Here is a 22,993-nt window from a genome sequence, read left to right on the forward strand (position 1 = left end):
CGCGGGCGCGTCCCGCACCCCCTCAGGCGCGGGTCACCTGCCCGCGTCGTAGCGCACGTCCACCACGTCCGGCGCGCCGGGGAACCGCCCCTCGCCCCGCAGGACGGCGTCGTACCGCCGGTCGCCCAGCAGATGGTGCGCGAAGAAGGCCCCGACGTAGTCCCGGGTGAGCAGGCGCTGCTGCCGCTCGGACAGCTCGTCCTGGTCCTGCTGCGGGTAGTCGGCGTCGGGGAACTGCGCCATGCAGGTGCCGGGGCGGCTGCCGGGGAAGGACTCGTCCTCCGACAGGACCTGCCCGCCGGCCGGCGACCACTGCGTGTTGTAGAAGTTGTGGACCCCGCCCGTCAGCGTGAACTTCGTGATCGGCACCTTGTTGCGGGCCGCGTTCTGCTCGACGTACGTGCCGCCGTTGGTCGTGTCGCACGTCCCCCACATCACCGCGAACGGCGTCCTGGTGACGGTGACCTCGTCCCATGTCGCGGCCGGGGCCAGGGCGAACGCCGCGCGGATCGTGACGCCGCGGGGCCAGGAGGCGCGGTTCGGGTCGTCGATCTCCTGCATGACGGCGGCGCCGCCCATGGAGTGCCCGATCAGCCCCACATTGCCCAGGTCCACGTGGCCGCGGAAGTCCACCGCCGAGGCGCGTCCCGAAGCGGCGTCGGTGAACGCGCCCTTGAGCGGGCCCCCACCGGACTGCGACAGCTGCCGCCACATCACCAGATGGCGTTCGATCAGCTTCGCCCGTGCCTGGTAGACGGTGTCGGCCTGGCCGAAGGAGGTGGAGTTGATGCCGTTGGTCCCGATGGAGACCACGACGAAGCCGCGGCGCGCCAGGTCCCGGCCGAGGTAGTCGTAACCTCGGTAGCTGGGTATCTGGTCCGTGCCGGGCGCGCACGGCCACGCGTACAGGGCGGCGACGGTGGCGTCGATGACCGCCTGCTGCTTCTCGGCGTCGGCGGAGTCGCCGGTCTCCTCGTCCCGCGCCAGCGCGGCCTTCGCGGCGGCCAGGTCCCGGGCGGCGTCCGCGTCGGCGCAGGTGGCGTGGATGCCGTGCTCGATCACGATCAGCGGGTGACGGCCCTCGGCGAGGTCGGCGGGCACGTACACCGCCCCGTCCAGCTCGTTGTTCCCCACGTAGCCCAGGGACTTGGGCGGCCGGAACGCCTCGTCGCCCAGGTTGTAGAGCACCTCGCTCACGCCCTGCCGGCCGCGGTCCGGCCCCTGACCCCCGTCCGCGGCCCGTGCGGTGCCGGGCACCGCCAGGAGGGCGAGTACGCCGGCCAGGGTCGTCAGCGTCGTGCGTGCGCTGCGTTTCTTCATGGTCTGTCTGCCTCGTGTCGTCGCGTCGGATGACGGAACCCGTCATCCGCTACGACGTCCCGGCCGCCCGGGGGTTGCGGGTGCGGCCCTACAGCCGCGTGCTGCTGATGAACGAGGCGAACCGCCGGCCCTCCGCCGTCCTGACCGCCAGGTACGCGCCGGTGCCGGCCCCGAACTCCTGCCCCTCGCGGTCGTGGCGTGCGAACCCGCCCTCGATGAAGGCGGCACCGGTCGCCACCGCGTGGACGGTCAGGCGGGAGATCTCCGACCCGGTGCAGCCGGCCCGCACCAGGGTGTCGATCGTGCCGGTCGCGAACTCCAGGGTGGCGGCGCGGGTCGGCGCACCTTGTGGTCGCCGTCGGTCACCACGACCATGGGGGCGCCGTAGAAGCCGAGCAGCGCCCCGGTGTCGGTGCGCTCGCCCCGGGCCAGACCCACGAACGTCTCGACGTAGGCGTCGTACCACTCACGCACTTCGGCCTCGACCGTGTCGCGCAGGGACATCGCCAGCACCTCTCCTCGGGCCACGCGGAACCCGCAGGAGTATGCGCGCCCCGGCAGGAACAGCGCGCCGCACCGCGCGGCCCCGGGCCCCGCATCACCCGCGCGGAGCACGCCGTTGCGCCCCAGCCGCCGAGCGCGGACACCAGTCGGACGCTGCCGACCACCACGCCCGCGGTACCGGCGCTCGCGGCCACCACGCGCAACACGACAGGCCTGACGACACGGGTCGGCATGCGCCGGTGGATCCGCCGCGCGAGATGACGGACATCGCACGCCACCAGCAGCATGGCCACCCCGAACGCGAGATCGTACGCGGCCCGACCCAAAGCGATCACAGTGTCCCCGAGTGTCGCAGGGAGCGGTTAGGTTGCACAGGTGACCGACGTGGACCCGCTCGTGCCCGTGCTCACCGGACTGCTCGTGGATGTCGTTCGGTGGCTGGAGAGCTGCGGGGACGAGGAAGTGGATCCCGACTCCGCGGTGAAGACGATGGAAACCATCGGCTGGGTCCTGCTCCAACTGCCCGCAGACCAACGCACACGATTCCTGCGGGCCCTGGCGGACCTGGCCGAAGCGGAGCCCGACCCTGCACGGCGCGAGTTCCTGGTGTCCTTCCCCTTCGCCATGGGCTTGACCGAGGACGAATAGAGCCGGTCGAGACGGCGTCCGCGCCCGGGGGTTCGTTGTCGGTGCTCTGCGGCCTGGGGACCGCATCGCGAACCGACAGGGGAGGCGGATCCGGGGGTGTCCACGTGTCAGCTCATAGGGATGTCATCGGGCCACTGGGCCATGCCCGCCCGTCCGGAGCCATGACGCTGGGCCGACCTGCCCGCACGAAGTCCCAGTATTCGTCTTGCACGAGGCCCTGGTTCACCCATCGTGTGCGGAGCGCTCCCGTTTCCTTCTCGGCGGTCGCCAGCGCGGCCTGTGGGTCCTTGGCGACAGCAAGGAGGCGACCGAAAGCCTCTTCCTCGTCCTTCACGTCGAACGGTGGGAACTCCACCAGATCGCAGAAGGCCGCGTGTCCGACGTCCTCGACGGCGTGGACGTAGATCTCATAGGCCGCCTTCGTCGGCCGGACCTCGACATAGGCGACCCCAAGACGCTCGGGCGAACCGATCGGCCCGAGGAACTGCTCAACCGAACGCCCCCTTCTCAGGGCCCCGGCGATGAAGGACTCGGCCAAGTAGCGCATGAGTGCACGTTACGGCCCCGATTTCTCAGGCAGGATTCCAACCCCGACACCCGCTGTGGCGGAGTGCGGTCTCCATGGCTCCTCCTTTCAGCGGTCGAGCGCGGCTACCCGCTTCCTCAGGCTCCGAAGCTGACCCGCCACCGCAGTTCCCTGCGATGGGGATGCACCGGCGCGACGGTGAGATCTGCTCGTCCCATCGGGCGGTTGCTCTGCGCCGCCGGCAGCTCGCCTGCGTTGGCGCGTGGTCAGCCTGATCTGGTGATGAGCGGTCGGTAGGGCAGGTTTGAGGGCGTGAAGACCAATGTGAAGTCGGCGCCAAGGTTCGTTGCTACCTCGTGCAGTCTGGCAAGGGCGTCGGCCTCGGGGGGAAGGTCGATGCCGAGTGCCACTGCTGCACGGTCCCGGCGCAGGTACAGGTCAGGCATGTCCTCCAGGTATTCGGCCGCCAGTTCATGGCTCTCATCCGCGGTGAAGTTCAGGCAGCTGTGCCACCAGGGTGCAACGAGCAGGAGTTGGAGGAGTTCTCGGAGACCGATGGCGATCAGTGCGGCGCTGCCTTCGGAGTCAGCGAACAGCACTGGACGCTCTTCGCCGCCTTCACCGCAGAAGAAGTACCTGCCGCCGGCACCGTCTCCAGCAAAGCTCTCCAAGCGCTCACCCGACTCAAGTCGGACGTTGTCGGCGTTCTTGGCACGATCGAGCTCGAATTCGCCTGGCCATGTGAGGTAGTCGGTGGCGGCTTCGTCTCCGCGGATGGCGCTGATCAGCGACGGCACGCTGCGCACCCTAGCGTGATCGTCAGGGTGCCGCCCGCGGTTCCCGTGGACAGGTCTGCGCGTCGCCTGAGGTCATTCGATGTTCTGGCTGCTGTAGGGACAGCCGGGGACCCCATGCAGCAGCAACCCGAACCGGGCGACCCCCGGCAGACGGGTCAGCCCATCCGGGCCAGCACGTTCCTCGCGATCAGTGCCACCGTCTTGATGTCCCCCAGCGCCTTGACTCGATCGTCACCCCACTCCCAATGGGGATAGACGGCGATGAGTTCGCCGTCGTAGAGCGCCGCGCGTGCCCTGGGAATTGTTCCGTCGGCGAGTATCTCGAGTGCCGTCCGGTACCGGTCGGCCGGCAAGGCCAACAGGTTGAGGTGGAGACCGCCGTCACCGGGACCGTCTTGGCGGGGAACGATCGTGAGTTCCCCGGGTGCGGGCAGCTCTTCGCGGAGTATGTCGACGATCAGGTTGAACATCGGCTCCCTGCCGGAATACATGAGCCAGCCGTATTCGGGAGAGATGGAGACGCTGTAGAACTTCACCCCGCGCTCCCGTTGTCCCGTTCCCGCAGCACCTCGGTGGCCATCATGGCCAGGATCTCCAGGTTGTGGACCGCACCGGCCACCTGCGCCTCGGACAGCGAAGTGTGCTCACGTGCCCATGCCCCGTAGGCCGACGGGAGGTCTTGGACCAAGACGCGCAGTACCTCGCGGCGGCCGGGCTCCGGGAGTCGGTACACCCGGAAGTCCTTCAGCACCTCGAACCCGTCCTTGTCGGCGCATGCCCAGACGGACTGGTTGGTGACCCGTTCTTTTAGGTGCTCGACGATCCACCAGAACATTCCGGAGGAAGTGGTCCACACGTATTCCTCGGAGACACTGATGTCCCCGCTCATTCTCATCATTTTCCGAATCTGAGCGTTCCGCCCTGTCCGTGATGCCTCGGAAAATACCGGTAGAGCCGTCCCCCGGTGGAGCGGCACTGTAGCGCGCGGCCCGGTGTGGAGAGGCTACGGGCTGGACTGCCAGGGGGTGAGAGATCGGGGCCCGTGAGCTTGCGGCGACTCGGGCGGTCTGTGGCCCTGCCCGCCAAGGCAGCGCCCATGGGCGGTGACCACGAGGATGCGGACTGTCTCGCGGGCCAGGTGGCGCGAGTGGACTTGTCCGGGGGCAGAGTCTCGGCTTCTCAGTCGCCGGAGAAGCCCCAGAAGTAGATCTCCTGGGGTTCGCCGGCTGCGTTGTGCAGCAGGGCGCATCGGCCGAACCACCGTCGATTGGCCAGGGGCTGCAGGTCATCGACGTGGGCTCGGGTGAGTCGCTCGGTGCCGACGGTTCGTAGGGCCTCCGTTGTTGAGACGGGTTGCACGGTGAAGTAGTCAGGCTCTTCATGCGGCCGCACGACCCGGTGCATGTCCAGGATGGAGTGGGTGCCCTCCTCTTGGACGGTTTCGTCCTCCCACAGCTCTTCGATGGTCGCCGGGCGGGGCTTGGCGACCCCGTCGGGCAGATCGTCGTCCCAGGGATCCCAGTAGTAGTCCTCTGCGTGGAAGACCTTGTGGCGGAGGTTCTGTAGTGCGACTTCCAGGTCTTCCTGGTAGGGCACGTAGTAGTCCCATCCCGATGCGCCCACAGCGTTCCTGCTTTCCGGTGAGGTTTGTTCGCGAGCCGGAAAGTAGCAGCCGCGGGTGACACGGGCTCACGGCGACGGGGTGTGTGGCGAACGCGGCGACGGTGGCGGGTTCGAGTTAGTCGGCGCTGGTGCAGGCCGCGTTGAACTGCCCCAGCAGCGCTGGGGTTTTGACGACCACGGCTTGTTCGACCAAGGGCGGTTGCTGCATTTGGGGTTCGCGCAGCAGTTGGTGGAGGCGTTCGACTTCGGGGGTGATACGGGGTCGCGAGATCGCCGATCGGCTCGGCTCGATGATCCGCAAAGAGCGTGGTGAATCGGACTCCTGATAGGGCTCGGTCGACTCCGGCTGCCCAACTACCCCGCCTCGTCCTCCCACCAGTCCCAGCCCGGATCCGCGTCCAGGCGGGCCAGGAACTGCTTGCCACTGCCGAAGAAGGACCAGTCGGTGTCCACCACGCACGGGAAGCGCTCGGCGATGGCTCGGGCGATCCGCTTGGCGAGGTCCATGGCCCGGTAGCGGTGGGGCAGGATCAGGCCGGTGTACGGTCCGAGGAGTTCGGCGATCCTGGCCAGTTCCTCCTGCGTGAACTCGCGGTCCAGTTCGCGGCCCTCGTCCAGCAACAGTGAGACGCCGCCCACACCCTTGCCGACGGTCACTGCGTTCGGATGGAGGCCGACTTCTCCGATCGCCGAAAGCGGCTCCACCAGATCGGCCGGCTGCACCGTCGCGGGGATGCAGATGATCAGGTTGTTCATGGTGCAACCACCGCCGGCAACTCCTTCAACAGCGGACCTTGTCGCACGTGCGTGGCATCGCCGTGGTCACCAGAAAGGGCCAGTCAGAGGAGATGAAGCCTCTGAACTGGCCCTTCAACCCGTGCCCCAGGCAGGATTCGAACCTGCGACACCCGCTTTAGGAGCGAGGTGGGGCGATCGAGGCTGTGACCTGCGGGTTCCCTACCCTGGGCGGAGTCCGGCGTCACGTACCCCTGCGCACCCCGATTCCCCGTGAGACCCCGCCCGATCTGGCACGGATGTGGCACGGACGCTCTTCGTCCCGAAGCAATGCGTGTGGTGCTGCGACCTGGGGTTGGACCTCCGGTGACCTGCGTGAACTGTGCGCGATCGTCCGTGCTCGTCCGTCCCCGTACGGGGCCGTTGTAGCGCAGTTAGACACTCAGTCCGCCACGGCGCAGCGGGGGCGGAAGTGCCCTGTCAGCTCGCCTCATGAGTGTCGGCGCAGGAGAGCGCGGAGATCATGTTCATATGGGGGTATGTCGGAAGTACCCTGCGGTCCTGACGACGTCCCGGTCGACCGGTCCGAGGGATTCGGGGAACGGCTGCTGGGCGTGTTGCTCGACCGTGCCCACGAGATGCCGCCGCAATTGATCGCGCCGCTGATCGCGGAAGAGATCGCCAGGATGGGCGGACGTGCCGTCTCCGTGCTCCTGCAGGACTACGAACAGATCATGCTCGTGCCGCTGCCGGGCAGACGACTCGCCGGTGGCGCGGCCGTACCGATCGCGGGATCTCATGCCGGTCGGGCGTTTCTGGAGGCAACGCTCGTGGAGGTACCGCTGTCGGACGGGATCCGGCTGTTCCTGCCATTGCTGGACGGCAGCGATCAGGTGGGGGTGCTGGGCGTCACGATGGACACCGTGGATGACGATGGCCGGCGGCTGCTGCGGCGGCTCGCGAGCATGGTCGCCGACATGCTGGTGACGAAGAACAGCTACACCGATCAATTCACGAAGGCCCGGCGCCGAGCCCCGATGACCGTAGCCGCAGAGATCCAGTGGTCCCTGCTGCCCCCGCTGATGATGTCCGTCCCCCAGGTCGAGGTGGCGGGAATCCTCGAGCCCGCCTACGCGGTCGCGGGCGACAGCTTCGACTACGCCCTCAACGACGACATCCTGCACCTGGCCGTGATCGACGCGATGGGCCACGGTCTGGACGCCGCCGTGATGGCGACCGCGGCCATCGGTGCGTACCGCCACGCCCGACGCGCCGATGTGGAACTGGCCGAGATCTACGCGTTCATGGACCAGGTCATCGCTGAACAGTTCGGGCCCGAGCACTTCGTCACCGCGCAGATGATGCGCCTCAACATCTCGACAGGACACCTGCAATGGGTGAACGCTGGCCATCCGGATCCGCTCCTCATCCGCGACCGGCGTGTCATCCAGCGGCTGGAGAGCCGGACGACCCTGCCGGTTGGTTTCGGTGGAGAGGAGCCCCGCATCAGTGAACTGATGCTGCGGCGCGGCGATCGGGTGCTGTGCTTCACCGACGGTCTCATCGAGGAACGCGAGGCCGGAGGGGAACAGTTCGGCCTTGGCCAACTGGTCGACATCATCACGCGGGTCGGGATCAAGGAGACGAGTGTACGGGCCATGGTGCGGGTCCTTTCCCACGCGCTGAAGCGTGCGCGAGGCGGGGTCACCAGCGACGACGCGACGATCTTCCTCTTCGAGTGGCGCGGCGGCACCGCCGACCGTCTGGCGATCATGGGCTAGACAGGCACTGCTGATCGTCCCCACAGCAGGCCGTTACCTACACCGACGGTCGGCGCGCAGAGGCTTTGGGCGGGAGCTGGCATGGGGCGAGAGATCGGGGCCCGTAAGCTTGCGGCGACTCGGGCGGTCTGTGGACCTGCCCGCAATGGCCCGATGTGGGCCCCGATCTTCGAGGCTCGCCCCATGGTGGCTGCCTAAAGCCTCGGAGCGCCGGCCGCCTCAGCCACCGCGGTTTTGACCTCATGCCCCTGGGCCTACCTGTGCGGGCGCGCGGCGGCGGACGGCGCGCCGAGCGGGGCGAAGACTGGAGCGTGGGCGCGGCCGGACGCGGGCCGCGCGCCCGGCGGAGCGTGAGCGACGCCGGGTGTCTTGATGAGGTAGAGAAATCCGTAACTCGGCTGCGGGATACGGCCGTTGCTCGCTGAACTGTCACTTTTACTGACAGCGTGGTCTCACCTGGTGGGTACCTTCGAAGTGTCGAAAGGGGGCCCATGATGGGAGCTGACCTGACTACCGGGCAGCGCGTTGCGAGGGCACGACGCCGCATCGGCTGGGATCAAGCGCAGCTGGCAGCCGCTGTGGATCGTTCCGTGAGCTGGGTCTCCAAGGTTGAAACCGGGCGTCTGGCGCTGGACCGCATGAGCGTGCTCGGGCAGCTTGCCGATGTTCTTGGCGTCGAAGTTGTCGAGCTGACCGGGCAGCCGTACCGGCATGACACGAGTGAACTCGACTCCGGTCACGCCGCCATCCCCGGTCTCCGTCTGGCGCTGCAACAGGCAACGATGCCCGGTGGTGCGGATCTCATCGCGCTTCCCGCGGCCCCGACGCTCGCTGATCTTGCGGCCCGTGTAGCTGCTGCCGAGCGTCTGCGGCAGGACGCGAAGTTCACGGCGCTGGGTGACGTGCTCCCTCAGATCCTCCGCGAGCTGGTCGTCTTGTGCGCCATCTCCGACGGGGAGGCTCGGGCCGCGGCAGAGGCTCTGATGCTTCGGTCGAGTCACATGGCGCGAGTCTCCTCCAACCTGCTCGGTCACCATGACCTTGGGTGGAGTGCGGTGCAGCGTGAGTTGGTGGCTGCTGAGCGTGCCGATTCTCCCGTCTTGCAGGCGGCGGCTCGCTGGGACCTTTGCGGGGTCTGGCTCCATGAGGGCGAACTCGGATCGGCCAAGAACATGGCACGTCGAGCCTTGGATGATCTGGAACCGCACATGGCTGGCGCCGACGACGTCGTGCGGGCCCTCTGGGGAGCCATGCACCTTCGTGCCGCCGTGGCCTGGTCCCGGCTGTGGGATCGCACAGAAGCGGAAGCCCATCTGGCTGCGGCCCGTGAAGTTGCGGCCGGTCTCCCTGACGACGGGAATGTGTTCCAGACCCAGTTCAACGCGGTGAACGCGGAGATCCACTCGGTGGAGATCAGTCTGGAACTGGGGCATCCGCGCGACGTGCTGTCGAAGGCTGAGCTGGTCGACGTGGCCCGGATCGCCTCGGGCGAACGGCAGTCGCACTTTTGGGTCTGCATGGCGGCCGGCCAGATGATGAACGGCAAGTCGGACCCGGCGGCTGAGGCAATTCTGCGCGCCGACTCGATCGCTCCCCAGCACGTCCGCAATCGCCCGATTGCACGGAACCTTGTGGACGACCTGCGGGCCACGGATAGGCATGCACGAACGGAAGAGATCAGGCGTCTCGCCGGGAACATGAAGCTGGGCTGATCACCACAACCAACAGGGGGCACGCTGTAGTGAGGGTCGCGGACAAGGCACGGTTACTAGTCGAGCTGCACGAGATCAGGAAGCAACTGATCGAAGCTGGTCAGCGCGTGGACCGGCTCGCTTCGCACGTCAAGGCCGGGCGCGGACCTGACCTTCGATCCGGTCGAGCCGCGAGTTGATCAGCTCCAACGCGGCCTTGATCTCGGACAGCTCGTCCGTCATCTGGGCATCGCCTTCGGAGGTCTCCAGCTCGGGTGGATCGCTGGCGACGAAGGTTCCGCGACCCTGCTGGCTCACGATCAAGCCCTCTTCTCGGAGGACGTCGAGAGCGTGCCGGACGGTCATGGTGGCAACGCCATAACGGACGGCCAGTTTGGCGTTTGCGTCGAGCCGCTGCCCAGCCTTGAGGGCTCCAGCAGCAATCTGCCGCCGGAGATCGTCAGCGACCTGTTCGTAGGCGCTGCGGGGCACGTCCGGGCTCACGGTCACGGATCCAGGTTACCTAAGTGACCTAAAGAAATCTTCCCCAGTGCCCGCCAAAGCTCTTGCGCTTAGCCGTCAGGCAACTAATCTAGGTAATACAAGAGAAGCTAGATGAGATCGACCCCCTGTGAAGCCCGGGGGCGGCGCACCTACCGCCAAGCAGTTTCGCCGCCCCCTTCGTCCCACGAAGGGAAGTTCCATCATGCCTGTGCTGCCTGCCCGTGTGGAGGTCGGTGCCTTAACTTCGCGCCCGGCTGCGGTGGTGACGGTCCGTTCGTCTCGTTCCTGCGTGGTCTGTGGCGACCGCCGGTGCCGAGACGCCGCTGCGTGTGCTGCGTACTTCGAGGCGCGGTCCTGGATGGACTGCCCGGAGTGCGAGGGCACTGGCTACGACTCGACCGGGTTCCAGATCTGGTGCCACATCTGCGAGGGCGGCCGTCTGGTCGAGGCCGGTATCGGTGACACGGGCGGTGTGCGCCCCGGCACTGAATGGACCATGGCCCCCATGGCGGTGGTCGCGTGACTTTGACGCCTGTTGCCCCGGCGGCTGTGGCTGGTGCTGCGGCCGCCTGCGGCACCGACCCCCACACGCTCCTCGACGCGCTGCGGCTCGCGAATGATCCGGGGTTCGAGCGGTGGCGGGAGCAGATCCAGCGCACCGGCGGCTGCGCCGACCCGATCCACCTGCAAGGGCTGACCGTCACCCGCGACGCCAAATCGGGTGACGTCCTGTACTCGTACTCAACCGATGGCGAGCCGGGGGGCCGGTTACGGGTGGCGTGCGGAAACCGCCGGGCCTCGCGCTGCCCCTCGTGCGCCTGGACCTACGCGGGCGACACCTTCCACCTGATCCGGGCCGGGCTGACCGGGGATGAGCGCAAGGACGTCCCCGTAACGGTCCGCACGCACCCGAAGGTGTTCGCCACGCTGACCGCGCCGTCGTTCGGGCCGGTCCACAACCGCCCCGACACCGGCCGCTGCCGCTGCGGCCTCGCCCATGCGGAGCATGACCTGGCGATCGGCACCCCGCTGGATCCGGACCGGTACGACTATGCGGGTGCGGTGCTGTGGAACAACCACGCCGGGGATCTGTGGCGGCGCTTCACCATCTACCTGCGCCGTGAGATCGCCGCCCGCGCCGGACTCTCCCAAGCCGCCTTGAAGGAGGTCTGCCGGGTCTCCTTCGGCAAGGTCGCCGAGTACCAAAAGCGCGGGGCCGTGCACTTCCACGCGATCATCCGCCTCGACGGCCCCGGTGGCCCGGAGGACGTTCCGCCGTCGTGGGCCAGCGTGGCGCTGCTGGACGCCGCGATCCACGCCGCTGCTGCCCGGGTCTCGGTTCCGGTCCCGGCCGCCGGCACCCTCCCGGCGCGGGAGCTGCGCTGGGGTTCACAGGTCGATGTCCGCCCCATCGGCACGGATGACGGCCAGGAGCTGACCGAACAGGCCGTCGCCGCCTACGTGGCCAAGTACGCCACCAAGGCTGCCGAGACCACCGGCACCGTCGATCGCCGGGTGGGCAACCGCGAAGCCCTCGACCTGTTCGACCTCCCCACCCACACCCGCCGCCTGATCGAAGCCTGCTTCGACCTCGACGCCGAATACCCGGACCGCAAGCTGCGGGCCTGGGCCCACATGCTGGGCTTCCGCGGCCACTTCTCCACCAAGTCCCGCCGCTACTCCACCACCCTGGGCGCGCTGCGCCAGGTCCGCGCCGACTACCGCGCCCGCCAGGAACGCCAGCAGCGCGGGCTACCTGACCCCGACGACACCTTGGAGGGCTCCACGCTCGTGCTCGCCCACTGGACCTACGCCGGACACGGCCACACCCCCGGCGAATCCTGGCTTGCCGCCAGCATCGCCCGGGACATCCGCACCAACCGCGACACCGCCCGCGAAGCTCTCGCCGACCTGCCTGACGATGACGCGGGGGAGTGGTGAGCGTGGATCGACTGCTCTCAGTGCAGGAAGTCGCGGAGCTGCTGGGGACTACCGTGCGCTTCCCCCGGCGCTTGATCGAGGAACGCCGGATCACCTTCGTGAAGGTCGGTCGGCACGTCCGCATCCCGGAGAGCGCCGTCTCCTCGTTCATCGCCGAACACACGGTCCGGCCGCTGAGTGCTTGCCCTGTTGGCCTGAGGAGGGTTGCCTGATGCCCAACGACCAGGGCAGACGCCGCCGCTTCGGCTCGGTGCGACAACTCAAGTCGGGCCGATGGCAGGTGCGATACCGCGACCCGAACACGGGCCAGCTCCGCAGCGCAGAGGAGACCTACGCGACCAAGACGGATGCGGAAGTCGCGCTGACCCACATCGAGGCAGACATCACCCGCGGCCAGTGGGCCGATCCGGATGCGGGCAAAGTCAGCTTCGGTGACTACGCCCTCGCGTGGCTCAAGGATCGCAAGATGGCTGCGCGTACGCGCGAGCGCCACGAATCGGTGGTCCGGCTGCACCTGCTCCCCACCTTCGGTGACCGGCCGTTGGTCTCGATCACGACAGCTCAGGTGCGGGCCTGCGGACGGCGTGCCTGACGCGCACTGGTGAGCCGACCGTGGTCAAGGCGTACCAGGTCTTACGGGCGATCCTGAACACGGCCGTGGATGACGAACTGATCCGGCGCAACCCGTGCCGGGTCAAGGGCGCTGACCGGTACGACGTGCCGGAGAGGCCGGTCCTCAGCGTGGGCGAGGTGTACGCCGTGGCTGACGCGATGGGCTCGCGCTACCGGCTGCTCGTCCTCCTGGCAGCCTTTACCGGGCTGCGCTTCGGGGAGCTGGCGTCGCTCCGCCGGCGGGACGTCGACACGGGCAAGGCGGCGCTCATGGTCCGGCGCTCGCAGGCAGAGATGCAGACCGGAGCCCTCTTCGACAAGGCACCCAAGTCCGACGCCGGTATTCGGCCGGTGGCCTTCCCCAGCGAACTCCTGCCGGACGTTCAACGGCACCTCGACAGCTACGCCGGGCCCGGCCGCGACGGCCACGTCTTCCTCGGCCCGCAGGGCGGACAGTTGCGCCGGAGCAACTTCCGAGACGACTGGATCCGCGCGCGGACCAAGGCAGGCATCACGGCAGACGTGCACTTCCACGATCTTCGGCACACCGGGAACACGCTCGCCGCCTCCGGTGCGAGCCTGCGGGAGCTGATGACCAGGATGGGCCACAGCACTCCACGTGCCGCTCTGATCTATCAGCACATGGTCAACGGTCGTGATCGCGAGATCGCCGATCGGCTCGGTTCGATGATCCGCAAGGCGCGGGGTGACGGCGACTCGTAGCGGGCGTTGTGGCACGGAAGTGGCACGGCCGTGGTCACGAGAAAGGGCCAGTTCCGGGGGACCAAGCCCCTGAACTGGCCCTTCGCTATGTGCCCCAGGCAGGATTCGAACCTGCGACACCCGCTTTAGGAGAGCGGTGCTCTATCCCCTGAGCTACTGAGGCCACGCCCCGCGTGGGACAGGGTCCCGGCGAGGCGATGCCGCCCCGGAGGGCAGCCCAGGACAGGGTAGCGGATCAGGGGCGGGGCGGTGCGGACGTGCGCGTCCGCACCGGCCGGCGGTAAAGCGCCGTCAGGCGTCCTCCGCCAGGTCGGCCGCGTCGAGCGCCGAGGTCAGCCGGTCCAGGCGGGTGCGCAAGTCGATGATCTCGTCCAGGCCGAGCCCGGTGGCCGCGGAGATGCGGCGCGGCACCTGGAGCGCGCGCTCGCGCAGGGCGGCGCCGTCCTCGGTGAGGTGGACGGTGACCGAGCGCTCGTCGTCGGCGGAGCGCTCGCGCCGTACGAGGCCTGCCGTGTCCAGGCGCTTCAGCAGCGGGGAGAGCGTGCCGGAGTCGAGGCGCAGGTGCTCGCCGATGCGCTTCACCGGCAGCGGGCCGTGCTCCCACAGCACGAGCATGACGAGGTACTGGGGGTACGTGAGGCCGAGGTCCTTGAGGACGACCCGGTAGACACCGCCGAAGGCGCGGGACGCGGACTGCAACGAGAAGCAGATCTGCTGCTCCAGGCGCAGGTAGTCGTCGCCGGCCCGCGCGGATGCGGATGCGGGGGCAGAGGCAGGGGCGGTCATGGGTCCAGGGTATCCGAAGTGCCCACACTTTAGTTGTGCACAACTGAGTTGTGTGCTCTACTTGGCGCAACGAGTTCGTACGCGATCGAAAGAGGACGGATTCCCATGGACGCGCTGTACACCGCTGTCGCCACCGCCAACGGCCGCGACGGGCGGGCCGTGAGCTCCGACGGCCAGCTCGATCTCGCGCTGGCCATGCCCCCGGCCATGGGCGGCAACGGTCAGGGCACCAACCCCGAGCAGCTCTTCGCCGCCGGCTACGCGGCCTGTTTCGCCAGTGCGCTGGCCCTGGTCGGCCGCCAGGCCAAGGTGGACACGAAGGACATCTCGGTGACCGCCGAGGTTTCGATTGGCAAGGACGAGACGAGCTTCGCCCTGGCCGTGGTGCTCCGGGCCGAGCTGCCGCCGGAGCTGGAGAACGAGACCGGCCACCAGCTGCTGGAGCAGGCCCACGCGGTCTGCCCGTACTCCAAGGCGACCCGCGGCAACATCGACGTCGAGCTCGTCGTCGAGTAGTCGCGATGCCGGGCCCAGGACGGTGGGCCCGCACGACGGAGACGAGGAGGGCCCCGGTCGCCATGGTGCGGCCGGGGCCCTTCCCGTATGCGGCTGAATGTGAGTCAGGTCACAACAGGCGCTGAAATATCCGGGGACGACGTCCCCGTTTACCCTTGTGTCGCGCAAGCGGGGACACGTTCCCCGGATGCGCGGCACCGGACAACCGTCAGGCAGTACACCCGGCACCGTGGGAGAGGAGGACCCGTCATGGTCCAGACCGCCGTGAAGCAGCGCGCGGACGCGACACGCAATCGTGAGCGCATCATGGCCGCGGCCCGTGAAGTCCTCCTGGAGTACGGCGCCGACGCACCCCTCGACGAGGTCGCCCGCCGCGCGGGCGTCGGCAACGCGACGGTCTACCGGCACTTCGCCGACCGCCAGGAACTCGCGATCCAGGTGGCGTACTCGGTGATGGACCGGATCGCGGACCGCGCCGAGCGGCTGCTCGCCGAGGAACCGGACCCCTTCGACGCGCTGCGCGCCTTTGTGCACGAAGCCGCCGACGAGCGGGTGGGGGCGCTGTGTCCCATGCTCGTCGCGCGCTTCGGCCAGGGTGATCCGCGCCTGGAGGAGGGCCGCGTCCGTCTGCACGACGGCGTCGCGCGTCTGATGGAGGCTGCTCGCCGGTCCGGACGGCTCCGCGACGACATCGACGTCGGCGATCTGATGGTGGCGATCAGCCAGCTCACCCGGCCGCTGCCGGGATCGCACTGCGACATGGGCCGTTTCATCCACCGGCACCTTCAGTTGTTCGTCGACGGTCTGGAGGCTCCGGCACGTTCGGTGCTGCCCGGATCGTCGGTGACGCTGGACGACCTTCGGGGGCACCACTGAGCCTCCGCCGGCAGCCGCGCGCCGTGGCCGGCCGACCGGTAATTCACTAGCCGACCATTCACCCGTTACGTACTGTAGGTCCCCTTCGTCTTCTCTGGTCCATGAGTCGCGCCCGCCCGCATCGGCGCGCGGCGCCCATGCGGTCTGCAGAGTTCACCGTCGTGCCCGTCTCCCCACCGTTAGTGAGTTCTTCCATGTCAGAAACGGCCCACGCCCAGCGCTGGAAGGCGCTGGCCTTCATCGCGATAGCTCAGCTGATGGTCGTCCTCGACGGCACCATCGTGAACATCGCGCTTCCCACCGCCCAGGTCGACCTGGGCATCTCCGACGCCAACAAGCAGTGGGTCATCACGGCCTACGCGCTCGTCTTCGGCGGACTGCTGCTCTTCGGCGGGCGCATCGCCGACATGTGGGGCCGCCGCCGCACGTTCATCACCGGTCTCATCGGCTTCGCGGCCGCCTCGGCGATCGGTGGCGCCGCGGCCAACGAGGCGGTGCTCTTCGGCGCCCGCGCCCTGCAGGGTGCCTTCGGCGCGCTGCTCGCCCCCGCCGCCCTGTCGCTGCTCGCGGTGATGTTCACCGAGCCCCAGGAGCGCGCCAAGGCGTTCGGCATCTTCGGCGCCATCGCCGGTGGTGGCGGCGCGGTCGGCCTGATCCTCGGTGGCGCGCTGACCGAGTACCTGAACTGGCGCTGGACGTTCTTTGTGAACATCCCCTTCGCCGCCGTCGCCGTCTTCGGTGCGCTCCGGGTCATCCGCGAGCCCGCCGGCAGCCGCAACAACAGCAGCCTCGACATCCCCGGTGCGCTGCTCGCCACCTTGGGTCTGGTCTCGCTGGTCTACGGCTTCACCGTCGCCGAGTCCGACGGCTGGCTCGCGGGCAAGACCATCGCCCTGTTCGTGGTCGCGGTCGTCCTGCTGGTGTCCTTCGTGGTCGTCGAGTCCCGTGTGAAGGCGCCGCTGCTGCCGCTGCGCGTGGTGACCGACCGCAACCGCGCCGGCGTGTACATGTCGCTCGGCCTGGCGATCATCGCCATGTTCGGCCTCTTCCTCTTCCTCGGCTACTACCTCCAGGTCGTGCAGGGCTTCTCCGCCCTGAAGACCGGCTTCGCGTTCCTGCCGATGATCGCGGGCATGATCACCGGCTCGACCCAGATCGGCGCGCGTCTGATGAACCGCGTCCGGCCGCGGCTGCTGATGACCCCCGGCTTCGCGCTGGCGGCCGTGGGCATGCTGATCCTGACCCAGCTCCAGGTCGGCAGCTCCTACGCGGGCCTGATCCTGCCGGCTGAGATCCTGCTCGGCCTCGGCATGGGTACGGCGTTCATGCCGGCCATGAGCCTGGCCACGTACGGTGTGCAGCCGCGTGACGCAGGTGTCGCCTCCGCCATGGTCAACACCTCGCAGCAGGTCGGCGGTGCCATCGGCACCGCGCTGCTCAACACCATCGCGGCCAGCGCCACCACCGCGTGGATCGCCTCCCACGCCGCCGAGGCCCGCACGCTGGGCAAGCAGGGCTTCATCAACGCGGCCGCGGTGCACGGCTACTCGACCGCGATCTGGTGGGCCGCCGGCATCCTGGCGGTGTCGGCGATCATCGCCTTCACCTTCATCAACGCCGGCCACGGCGGCGGCGTCGTGGCGGCGTCGTCCGGGGACGGGGCGGAGGGCAGCGCCGAGGACATCGTCGTTCCCGTGATCGCCCACTGACCCGGACGCCCCCCGGCGCACCGTACGAAGGGCCCCGCTTCCGGACGGAAGCGGGGCCCTTCGGCTTGCGGTGAGCGGGGCGGAGGCTCAGCCGAACTGCACAGACCGCTTGGCCAGACCCATCCAGAAGCCGTCGATGACGCTGCGCTGCGCGGCGAGATCGTCCTCGGCCGCGCCCATGGCGACGAAGAGCGGGGCGAAGTGCTCGGTGCGCGGGTGGGCGAGGGTGCCCGCAGGGGAGGTGTGCGAGAAGTCCAGCAGCGCGTCCACGTCCTGGGCGTCCAGCGCCCGCCGACCCCAGTCGTCGAACTCGGCCGACCAGCCGGGGACGCCACCGGCGTGCCGCAGCGCGGCCAGGTTGTGCGTGAAGAAGCCGCTGCCGACGATCAGCACGCCCTCGTCGCGGAGCGGGGCCAGCCTCCGCCCGATGTCCATCAGCCGCTGCGGGTCGAGCGTGGGCATCGAGACCTGCAGCACGGGGATGTCCGCGCCCGGGAACATCTCCACGAGCGGCACGTACGCCCCGTGATCCAGACCCCGGTCCGGGATGTCCTGCACCGGGATGCCCGGGCCGCGCAGCAGCTTGCGCACCGACTCGGCCAGCGCGGGCGCGCCGGGGGCCGCGTACTTGACCTCGTAGTAGTGCTGGGGGAAGCCCCAGAAGTCGTACACCAGCGGGACGGTGGTGGTCGCGCCGAGCGCGAGCGGGGCCTCCTCCCAGTGCGCGGAGATCATCAGGATCGCCGTGGGGCGGGGGAACCCGGCCGACCAGGCGGCCAGTTCACCCGGCCACACGGGGTCGTCGGCGAGCGGCGGGGCGCCGTGCGACAGGTAGAGGGCGGGCATGCGCATGGGGGGCCTCCTCAGGCCGGGAGGTCGAGGGTGTGGTGGGTGTGCTCGGCCTTGGCGCGCAGATAGCGGACGTTGGCCGGCGAGAGGTGCACGGCGGTCGGCACGCGTTCGGCGACCGCGACACCGAGGGCGGACAACTGCTCCGCCTTGTCGGGGTTGTTGCTGAGCAGACGGATCGTGTCCACGCCGAGCGCGCCGAGCATCTGGGCGGCGGCGGTGTAGTCGCGCTCGTCGTCGGCCCGGCCGAGGGCGCGGTTGGCGGCGTAGGTGTCCAGGCCCCGGTCCTGGAGGGCGTACGCGTCCAGCTTGGCGTACAGGCCGATGCCGCGGCCCTCCTGGCGCAGGTAGAGCAGATAACCGCCCTCGGCGGCGATGCGCTCGGCCGCCTCCCGCAACTGGGGCCCGCAGTCGCAGCGCTGGGAACCGAACACGTCGCCCGTCAGGCACTCGGAGTGCGGTCGCACGAGCGGTACCGGCGCCCCCTCGTGATCGCCGAGGCCGAGCGCGATGTGCTCCTTGCCGTCGGCGAGGCCGGTGAAGGTGAGAACGTCGGCGGAGGTCGTCCAGCCGTCGGCGAAGCGCAGCGGGACGCTCACGCGGGTACGGATCGCGGCCTGGGGGAGCGCGGGTGCGGTGGTCATCGGTTCCTGGAGCTCCTTGCCCGGTGTTTCTTGAACTTTCAAGCGAGCAGAATGGACGGTACCCCTAATTGCTTGAGGTTTCAAGATAAATTCGTACCATGGGCACATGACGACGAGCAGGACCGAACCCCGCTGGCTGAGCGAGGAGGAGCAGCGCGCCTGGCGCGCCTACATGGCATCGACCCAGCTGGTCTCCGACGCGCTGGACCGGCAGCTCCAGCGCGACGCGAACATGCCGCACGCCTACTACTCGCTGCTGGTGTGGCTCTCGGAGACGCCCGAGCGCCGGATGCGGATGACGGAGCTCGCGGAACGCTCGAAGATTACGCGCAGCCGGCTCTCGCATGCCATAGCGCGGCTGGAGGAGAACGGCTGGGTGCGGCGCGAGAGCTGCCCGTCCGACCGGCGCGGCCAGCTCGCCGTCCTGACGGACGAGGGCTTCGCGGCGCTCGCCGCCGCCGCGCCCGGGCACGTCGAGGCGGTGCGCGGGGCGATCTTCGACCGCCTCTCGCCGGAGCAGACGCGGCAACTGGGCGAGATCTGCCGGACCATCGCGGAAGGACTCCAGCCCGGGAAGGGGACGGTCGCGGACCTGCCCTGGCTGCGCTGAACGGCGCCCGGCGCCCGGCGGCTCCGAAGGGCGCGGCCGGGAGGGGCCCGGGTCAGGCGACGGGCGTCAGCTCCTTCTCGTACCAGGCGACGTCCCAGTAGCGGCCGAACTTCCGGCCGACCTCGCGGAAGACGCCGACCGGGCGGAAGCCGAACCGGGCGTGCAGCCGCGCCGAGGCCTCGTTGGGCAGGGCGATGCCCGCGTACGCGCGGTGCACGTCCTCGTTCCGCAGAGCCTGGAAGAGCGCGGTGTAGAGCAGGCTGCCCACACCCAGGCCGACCGCGCCGGGGGCGCAGTACACAGAGGTCTCCACCGAGGTCGCGTAGGCCGCCCTCGGGCGGAACGGGCTGCTCGTCGCATAGCCGAGGAGGCGGCCGGCCGGGGCCGGGGTGTCCGGAGTTGCGGCCGATTCGAGGGTTTCTGCGGATTCGAGGGCAACCAAAAGGCGGTGCGGTCCGTCTTTCGGGTGGGAGAGCAGCCATGGACGGCGCTGTTCCAGGGAAAGCGGTTCCAGGTCGAAGGTGACGGGCGTCTCGCGGACGTAGTGGTTGTAGAGCTCGGTGAGGGCCCGCAGGTCCTCCTCCCGACCCGGTCTGACCTGCACTTCCGGGGGCTTCGGCAATGATCCACCTCTCGCTGTGGCCGGACAGGGTACTGCAAGATCGTAAAAAATGGGGCTGCGCATGGGAATTGTGTCCGGATTCCAGTCGTTATCACTTTTCGAGTGGGCAGCCGAGAGGTAGTCGCGAAGCTGCTGAGAGGCGGCTCATTCGACCGACACCCGACCGAACCTTCGCAAGGGAGCACGCATGGCAACCCGTGCCGTCGCCCGCAGCACCAACGGCGGGAAGAGCAGCGCCCGCGCGCACGGCCACGGCGAGATGGCCGACCGCGACCTCGTCGGCATGTACCTCGACGAGATCGCGCGCACGCCGTTGCTCGACGCCGCGCAGGAAGTCGAGCTTTCCAGGGCGATCGAGGCCGGCGTCTACGCCGAGCAGCTCCTCGCAGGCGAGGAGCTGGGTTCGGGAGGCGGCGCCGACCGCGAGGAACTGGAGGCGATAGCCGCCGCAGGTGCGCGGGCCAAGGACGTCTTCATCCGGTCCAACCTGCGTCTTGTCGTCGCCGTCGCGCGACGTTATCCGCGCAGCGGCCTTCCGCTGCTGGACCTGATCCAGGAAGGCAACGCGGGCCTGGTCCGCGCCGTCGAGAAGTTCGACTACGCCAAGGGCTTCAAGTTCTCCACATACGCGACATGGTGGATCCGCCAGGCGATCACCCGGTCCATCGCGGACCAGTCGCGCACGATCCGGCTCCCCGTCCACCTGGTGGAGGAGCTGGGGCGTGTGCGCAGGGTGCAGCGCGAGTTCAACCGTGAGCACGGACGCGACCCGGAGCCCGCGGAGATCGCCGCCGAACTCGACTCCACACCGGAGCGCATCGCCGATGTGCTGGACTGGGCGCGCGACCCCGTGAGCCTCAACATGTCCGTGGACGACGAGGGCGAGACCCAGTTCGGCGATCTGGTCGAGGACACCTCGGCGGCCTCGCCGGAGGACTCCGTGCTCGTCATGCTGCGGCGTGAGGAACTGGAGGACCTGATCGACCGGCTCGACGACCGGACCGCGTCCATCATCCGGGCGCGCTACGGGATCGTGGACGGCCGCGAGCGGACGCTGACCGAGGTCGGCAAGCAGCACGGCCTGACCCGTGAACGGATCCGGCAGATCGAGAAGCACGCCCTGGCCGACCTGAAGCGCATGGCGCGCCAGACGGGGCTGTCCATCGAGGCGGCCTGACCCCCTGGCGGGCGTCCGCCGCGGCGCCCGCACCCACCCCCCACCCAAGACTCGGGCTCCGGTGCCACCCCCCTGCACCGGGGCCCGACCCCTGTCCGGAGCGGGCCGGCCCGGTACGGGACCCCCGTACCCTGGAGCCCATGAGCAGTTCCGATCCCCACCCCGCCGCGCAGCCCGCACCCGACCGGCCGCGTGAACCACGCGACCCCGCGACGGCGCTGGTCTTCGACGACCCGCTGGACCGGCAGTCGAGCGACGACACCGACGCCGGCTGGGGCGACCGGCAGGGGCAGGGCGGTGCGGGAGATCTCGCGCGCTTCCTCGACGAGAAGCCCCCGCACCACATCTGAGACGGACATGCGCGCCCGTGCGCGCCGCGCCTACTGGCGCGTCCGGTTCCCGCCGCCGTGGTCGTAGGGCGACGGGATGGTGTGACCGCCGCCGTTGCCCTGCTGGCGGGCGAGCAGGTCGCGGATCTCGGTGAGCAGTTCCAGCTCGGTCGGGCCGGGCAGCGCCTCCTCCTTGCCTGTCTTGCGGCGCTCGTTGAGCTTGTTCATCGGGAGGATCAGCAGGAAGTACACGACCGCGGCCGTGATCAGGAAGGTCAGCGCGGCACCGGCGACGGAGCCCCACAGCAGGCCCACGCCCTTCGTGAGCTCGCCGCCGGAGGCGACGCAGGGCTTCTCGATGCAGACGATGTAGCCGTCGAGGTTCTTGGTGCCGATGGCACCGATCACCGGGTTGATGAGGCCCTTCACGAACGCATCGACGATCTTGCTGAACGCCGCGCCGACGACGACGGCGACAGCGAGCTCGACGACATTGCCACGCAGAAGGAAGGCTTTGAAGCCCTTCAAGGGACGATTTCCTTTCGAACGACCGTGCATGTTCGGCCTACGGAACCCTGACGCGTCAGCGGGCCCACCACGGGACGGACGGCGGAACCCTGGGGTCCGTGAGCGGTTCGGCCTCTGAGGGTACGGGCTTGGGCGCCGCGCGACACACCCCTGTCCGACTCGCCCCGACCCGCCCCCTCCGCCCCGGGGGTCCGGGCCCGCGGCCACCGTCCGTGGCCGTCGCCTTCACCGCAGCGCCAGGGACAAAGGGGTCCCCGCTGCGGCCCCGGAGAGCGCGGCGGCCGTGTCGCGCGGGACCGAGAGCACGATCAGCGCCCCGTCCGCGCCGCCGCCCGCGCCGTCCTGGCCGAGCACACCGGAGAACCCGTCGGACTCCCGTGGTACGTCCACCACGGGCGCGGCCCGCGCGACGATGCGCGCCGCGGCCATCACGTCCACCCGGTCGCCGGGGCGCACGAGCCGTACCGCCTCCGCGTCCGCGATCCGCACGGGCGCGCGCACCGTGTCACGCGCCGCGGCGGCCACCGCGGGCGCGGGCCCCGCCCGGCCGGACCACGCGGGCCGAGGGGCCTCCCGGGGCGCGGTGGCCGCAACTGCCGCGGCCGTCATGGCAAGTCCCGCCGCCACCACCCGGCGGCGCCGGCGCAGCAGCCGCCGTAAGCGGTGGCTCCCGCCGCCCGCCCTGATCGGCGCGAAATCCGGAACCGTGCGCGGTGCCGGAGCCCCGGCGCCCGACCGGGAGATCGCACCCGCTGTCGCTGGTGCCGCCATTGCCGCCACATCGCCCACGCTGTTCACGCTGTTCACCCGGTTCACGCTCTTCTCACCCATCACTGGGGCCACCACCGCCACTTGCTGACCGCTTGCCGGCCACGTGCCGTCACTTGTTCTCGCCGCTTTCGCCGCCGCTCTCGTCGTCGGACCGGCACGGACCACGATGCC

28 protein-coding genes, 1 tRNA gene and 1 pseudogene are annotated in these 22,993 nt (G+C 69.3%); 13 read left to right on the forward strand and 17 right to left on the reverse strand.

Annotated features, from left to right (window positions below):
* Positions 1 to 33: 33 nt before the first annotated feature.
* The 3 genes from ACIP64_RS18030 to ACIP64_RS18040 all read right to left on the reverse strand — a co-directional run bounded on the left by ACIP64_RS18030 (position 34) and on the right by ACIP64_RS18040 (position 1,824).
* Positions 34 to 1,320, reverse strand: a complete 1,287-nt coding sequence (locus tag ACIP64_RS18030; protein ID WP_401587370.1) for an alpha/beta hydrolase — start codon at positions 1,318 to 1,320, stop codon at positions 34 to 36.
* An 88-nt stretch (positions 1,321 to 1,408) separates the two neighbouring features.
* Entirely contained in the window at positions 1,409 to 1,558 is a 150-nt protein-coding gene (locus ACIP64_RS18035; protein WP_401587373.1) for a hypothetical protein, read from the reverse strand.
* Between the two features lie 11 nt (positions 1,559 to 1,569).
* Entirely contained in the window at positions 1,570 to 1,824 is a 255-nt protein-coding gene (locus ACIP64_RS18040; RefSeq protein WP_401587375.1) for a hypothetical protein, read from the reverse strand.
* Positions 1,825 to 2,199: 375 nt separating this feature from the next.
* On the opposite strand from ACIP64_RS18040, the gene ACIP64_RS18045 reads away from it, so the two are divergent.
* Positions 2,200 to 2,472 carry a hypothetical protein gene (locus tag ACIP64_RS18045; protein ID WP_401587377.1) on the forward strand — a complete coding sequence of 91 codons (273 nt, stop codon included), beginning with the start codon at positions 2,200 to 2,202 and terminating at the stop codon, positions 2,470 to 2,472.
* Positions 2,473 to 2,584: 112 nt separating this feature from the next.
* Here ACIP64_RS18045 and ACIP64_RS18050 read toward each other — a convergent pair whose 3' ends face one another.
* The 6 genes from ACIP64_RS18050 to ACIP64_RS18075 form a co-directional block, all read right to left on the reverse strand.
* Complete coding sequence (locus ACIP64_RS18050) at positions 2,585 to 3,019, reverse strand: hypothetical protein (protein ID WP_401587380.1); 435 nt, start codon at positions 3,017 to 3,019, stop codon at positions 2,585 to 2,587.
* Between the two features lie 245 nt (positions 3,020 to 3,264).
* Complete coding sequence (locus ACIP64_RS18055; protein ID WP_401587382.1) at positions 3,265 to 3,795, reverse strand: hypothetical protein; 531 nt, start codon at positions 3,793 to 3,795, stop codon at positions 3,265 to 3,267.
* Between the two features lie 155 nt (positions 3,796 to 3,950).
* On the reverse strand, positions 3,951 to 4,331 hold the full coding sequence (locus ACIP64_RS18060; RefSeq protein ID WP_401587385.1) for a hypothetical protein: 381 nt from the start codon (positions 4,329 to 4,331) through the stop codon (positions 3,951 to 3,953).
* Complete coding sequence (locus ACIP64_RS18065) at positions 4,328 to 4,684, reverse strand: hypothetical protein (RefSeq protein ID WP_401587388.1); 357 nt, start codon at positions 4,682 to 4,684, stop codon at positions 4,328 to 4,330. The genes ACIP64_RS18060 and ACIP64_RS18065 overlap by 4 nt, the downstream gene beginning before the upstream one ends.
* 290 nt (positions 4,685 to 4,974) lie before the next feature.
* Positions 4,975 to 5,418, reverse strand: a complete 444-nt coding sequence (locus ACIP64_RS18070; RefSeq protein ID WP_401587391.1) for a hypothetical protein — start codon at positions 5,416 to 5,418, stop codon at positions 4,975 to 4,977.
* A gap of 354 nt (positions 5,419 to 5,772) precedes the next feature.
* Positions 5,773 to 6,174, reverse strand: a complete 402-nt coding sequence (locus ACIP64_RS18075) for a hypothetical protein (RefSeq protein ID WP_401587394.1) — start codon at positions 6,172 to 6,174, stop codon at positions 5,773 to 5,775.
* A gap of 518 nt (positions 6,175 to 6,692) precedes the next feature.
* Between ACIP64_RS18075 and ACIP64_RS18080 the strand changes: the two genes are divergently transcribed.
* A complete protein-coding gene (locus ACIP64_RS18080) occupies positions 6,693 to 7,934 on the forward strand; it encodes a PP2C family protein-serine/threonine phosphatase (protein ID WP_401587397.1) in 1,242 nt (413 codons plus the stop codon).
* Between the two features lie 494 nt (positions 7,935 to 8,428).
* Positions 8,429 to 9,646: a multiprotein-bridging factor 1 family protein gene (locus ACIP64_RS18085; protein WP_401587400.1), complete on the forward strand. Its 1,218-nt coding sequence runs from the start codon at positions 8,429 to 8,431 to the stop codon at positions 9,644 to 9,646.
* A 129-nt stretch (positions 9,647 to 9,775) separates the two neighbouring features.
* On the opposite strand, the gene ACIP64_RS18090 is transcribed toward ACIP64_RS18085, so the two are convergent.
* Positions 9,776 to 10,135 carry a GntR family transcriptional regulator gene (locus ACIP64_RS18090; RefSeq protein WP_401587403.1) on the reverse strand — a complete coding sequence of 120 codons (360 nt, stop codon included), beginning with the start codon at positions 10,133 to 10,135 and terminating at the stop codon, positions 9,776 to 9,778.
* Between the two features lie 352 nt (positions 10,136 to 10,487).
* On the opposite strand from ACIP64_RS18090, the gene ACIP64_RS18095 reads away from it, so the two are divergent.
* From ACIP64_RS18095 to ACIP64_RS18110, 4 genes and pseudogenes are all read left to right on the forward strand, one after another.
* Entirely contained in the window at positions 10,488 to 10,652 is a 165-nt protein-coding gene (locus ACIP64_RS18095) for a hypothetical protein (RefSeq protein ID WP_401587406.1), read from the forward strand.
* A 26-nt stretch (positions 10,653 to 10,678) separates the two neighbouring features.
* Positions 10,679 to 12,070, forward strand: coding sequence for a replication initiator protein RepSA (gene repSA, locus ACIP64_RS18100; protein WP_401587409.1), 1,392 nt, complete (start codon positions 10,679 to 10,681; stop codon positions 12,068 to 12,070).
* Entirely contained in the window at positions 12,064 to 12,282 is a 219-nt protein-coding gene (locus tag ACIP64_RS18105) for a helix-turn-helix domain-containing protein (RefSeq protein ID WP_401587411.1), read from the forward strand. Before repSA ends, ACIP64_RS18105 begins: the two co-directional genes overlap by 7 nt.
* A pseudogene (locus tag ACIP64_RS18110) lies at positions 12,282 to 13,405 on the forward strand (tyrosine-type recombinase/integrase). Before ACIP64_RS18105 ends, ACIP64_RS18110 begins: the two are co-directional and overlap by 1 nt.
* 90 nt (positions 13,406 to 13,495) lie before the next feature.
* On the opposite strand, the gene ACIP64_RS18115 reads toward ACIP64_RS18110, so the two are convergent.
* A tRNA-Arg gene (locus tag ACIP64_RS18115) sits at positions 13,496 to 13,568 on the reverse strand.
* A gap of 128 nt (positions 13,569 to 13,696) precedes the next feature.
* Positions 13,697 to 14,191, reverse strand: a complete 495-nt coding sequence (locus ACIP64_RS18120) for a MarR family winged helix-turn-helix transcriptional regulator (protein WP_401587414.1) — start codon at positions 14,189 to 14,191, stop codon at positions 13,697 to 13,699.
* 105 nt (positions 14,192 to 14,296) lie between these two features.
* Between ACIP64_RS18120 and ACIP64_RS18125 the strand changes: the two genes are divergently transcribed.
* The 3 genes from ACIP64_RS18125 to ACIP64_RS18135 all read left to right on the forward strand — a co-directional run bounded on the left by ACIP64_RS18125 (position 14,297) and on the right by ACIP64_RS18135 (position 17,292).
* Entirely contained in the window at positions 14,297 to 14,707 is a 411-nt protein-coding gene (locus tag ACIP64_RS18125; RefSeq protein ID WP_401587417.1) for an organic hydroperoxide resistance protein, read from the forward strand.
* Between the two features lie 249 nt (positions 14,708 to 14,956).
* The gene (locus ACIP64_RS18130; protein WP_401587419.1) at positions 14,957 to 15,583 is read left to right on the forward strand and encodes a TetR/AcrR family transcriptional regulator; all 627 of its coding nucleotides are present in this window, start codon (positions 14,957 to 14,959) and stop codon (positions 15,581 to 15,583) included.
* Positions 15,584 to 15,777: 194 nt separating this feature from the next.
* Positions 15,778 to 17,292, forward strand: coding sequence for an MFS transporter (locus ACIP64_RS18135; protein ID WP_401587421.1), 1,515 nt, complete (start codon positions 15,778 to 15,780; stop codon positions 17,290 to 17,292).
* Between the two features lie 87 nt (positions 17,293 to 17,379).
* Here the strand turns inward: ACIP64_RS18135 and ACIP64_RS18140 are convergent, their stop codons facing one another.
* Together ACIP64_RS18140 and ribA are read right to left on the reverse strand one after the other, a co-directional pair.
* On the reverse strand, positions 17,380 to 18,138 hold the full coding sequence (locus ACIP64_RS18140; RefSeq protein WP_401587978.1) for a dioxygenase: 759 nt from the start codon (positions 18,136 to 18,138) through the stop codon (positions 17,380 to 17,382).
* A 17-nt stretch (positions 18,139 to 18,155) separates the two neighbouring features.
* Positions 18,156 to 18,785, reverse strand: coding sequence for a GTP cyclohydrolase II (gene ribA, locus ACIP64_RS18145; protein WP_401587424.1), 630 nt, complete (start codon positions 18,783 to 18,785; stop codon positions 18,156 to 18,158).
* Between the two features lie 106 nt (positions 18,786 to 18,891).
* Here ribA and ACIP64_RS18150 point away from each other — a divergent pair, with 106 nt between their 5' ends.
* A complete protein-coding gene (locus ACIP64_RS18150; RefSeq protein ID WP_401587427.1) occupies positions 18,892 to 19,395 on the forward strand; it encodes a MarR family winged helix-turn-helix transcriptional regulator in 504 nt (167 codons plus the stop codon).
* Positions 19,396 to 19,447: 52 nt separating this feature from the next.
* Here ACIP64_RS18150 and ACIP64_RS18155 read toward each other — a convergent pair whose 3' ends face one another.
* Complete coding sequence (locus ACIP64_RS18155) at positions 19,448 to 20,017, reverse strand: GNAT family N-acetyltransferase (RefSeq protein ID WP_401587430.1); 570 nt, start codon at positions 20,015 to 20,017, stop codon at positions 19,448 to 19,450.
* 187 nt (positions 20,018 to 20,204) lie between these two features.
* Between ACIP64_RS18155 and ACIP64_RS18160 the strand changes: the two genes are divergently transcribed.
* Both ACIP64_RS18160 and ACIP64_RS18165 read left to right on the forward strand, forming a co-directional pair.
* Positions 20,205 to 21,194, forward strand: coding sequence for a sigma-70 family RNA polymerase sigma factor (locus ACIP64_RS18160; RefSeq protein WP_360916382.1), 990 nt, complete (start codon positions 20,205 to 20,207; stop codon positions 21,192 to 21,194).
* A gap of 140 nt (positions 21,195 to 21,334) precedes the next feature.
* On the forward strand, positions 21,335 to 21,544 hold the full coding sequence (locus ACIP64_RS18165) for a hypothetical protein (protein WP_401587433.1): 210 nt from the start codon (positions 21,335 to 21,337) through the stop codon (positions 21,542 to 21,544).
* Between the two features lie 30 nt (positions 21,545 to 21,574).
* Here the strand turns inward: ACIP64_RS18165 and mscL are convergent, their stop codons facing one another.
* Together mscL and ACIP64_RS18175 are read right to left on the reverse strand one after the other, a co-directional pair.
* Entirely contained in the window at positions 21,575 to 22,051 is a 477-nt protein-coding gene (gene mscL / locus ACIP64_RS18170; protein ID WP_401587436.1) for a large conductance mechanosensitive channel protein MscL, read from the reverse strand.
* Positions 22,052 to 22,276: 225 nt separating this feature from the next.
* Positions 22,277 to 22,882 carry a hypothetical protein gene (locus ACIP64_RS18175; protein WP_401587439.1) on the reverse strand — a complete coding sequence of 202 codons (606 nt, stop codon included), beginning with the start codon at positions 22,880 to 22,882 and terminating at the stop codon, positions 22,277 to 22,279.
* Positions 22,883 to 22,993 lie beyond the last annotated feature (111 nt).

The organism is Streptomyces sp. NPDC088733, assembly GCF_044751185.1.
GTDB lineage: Bacteria > Actinomycetota > Actinomycetes > Streptomycetales > Streptomycetaceae > Actinacidiphila.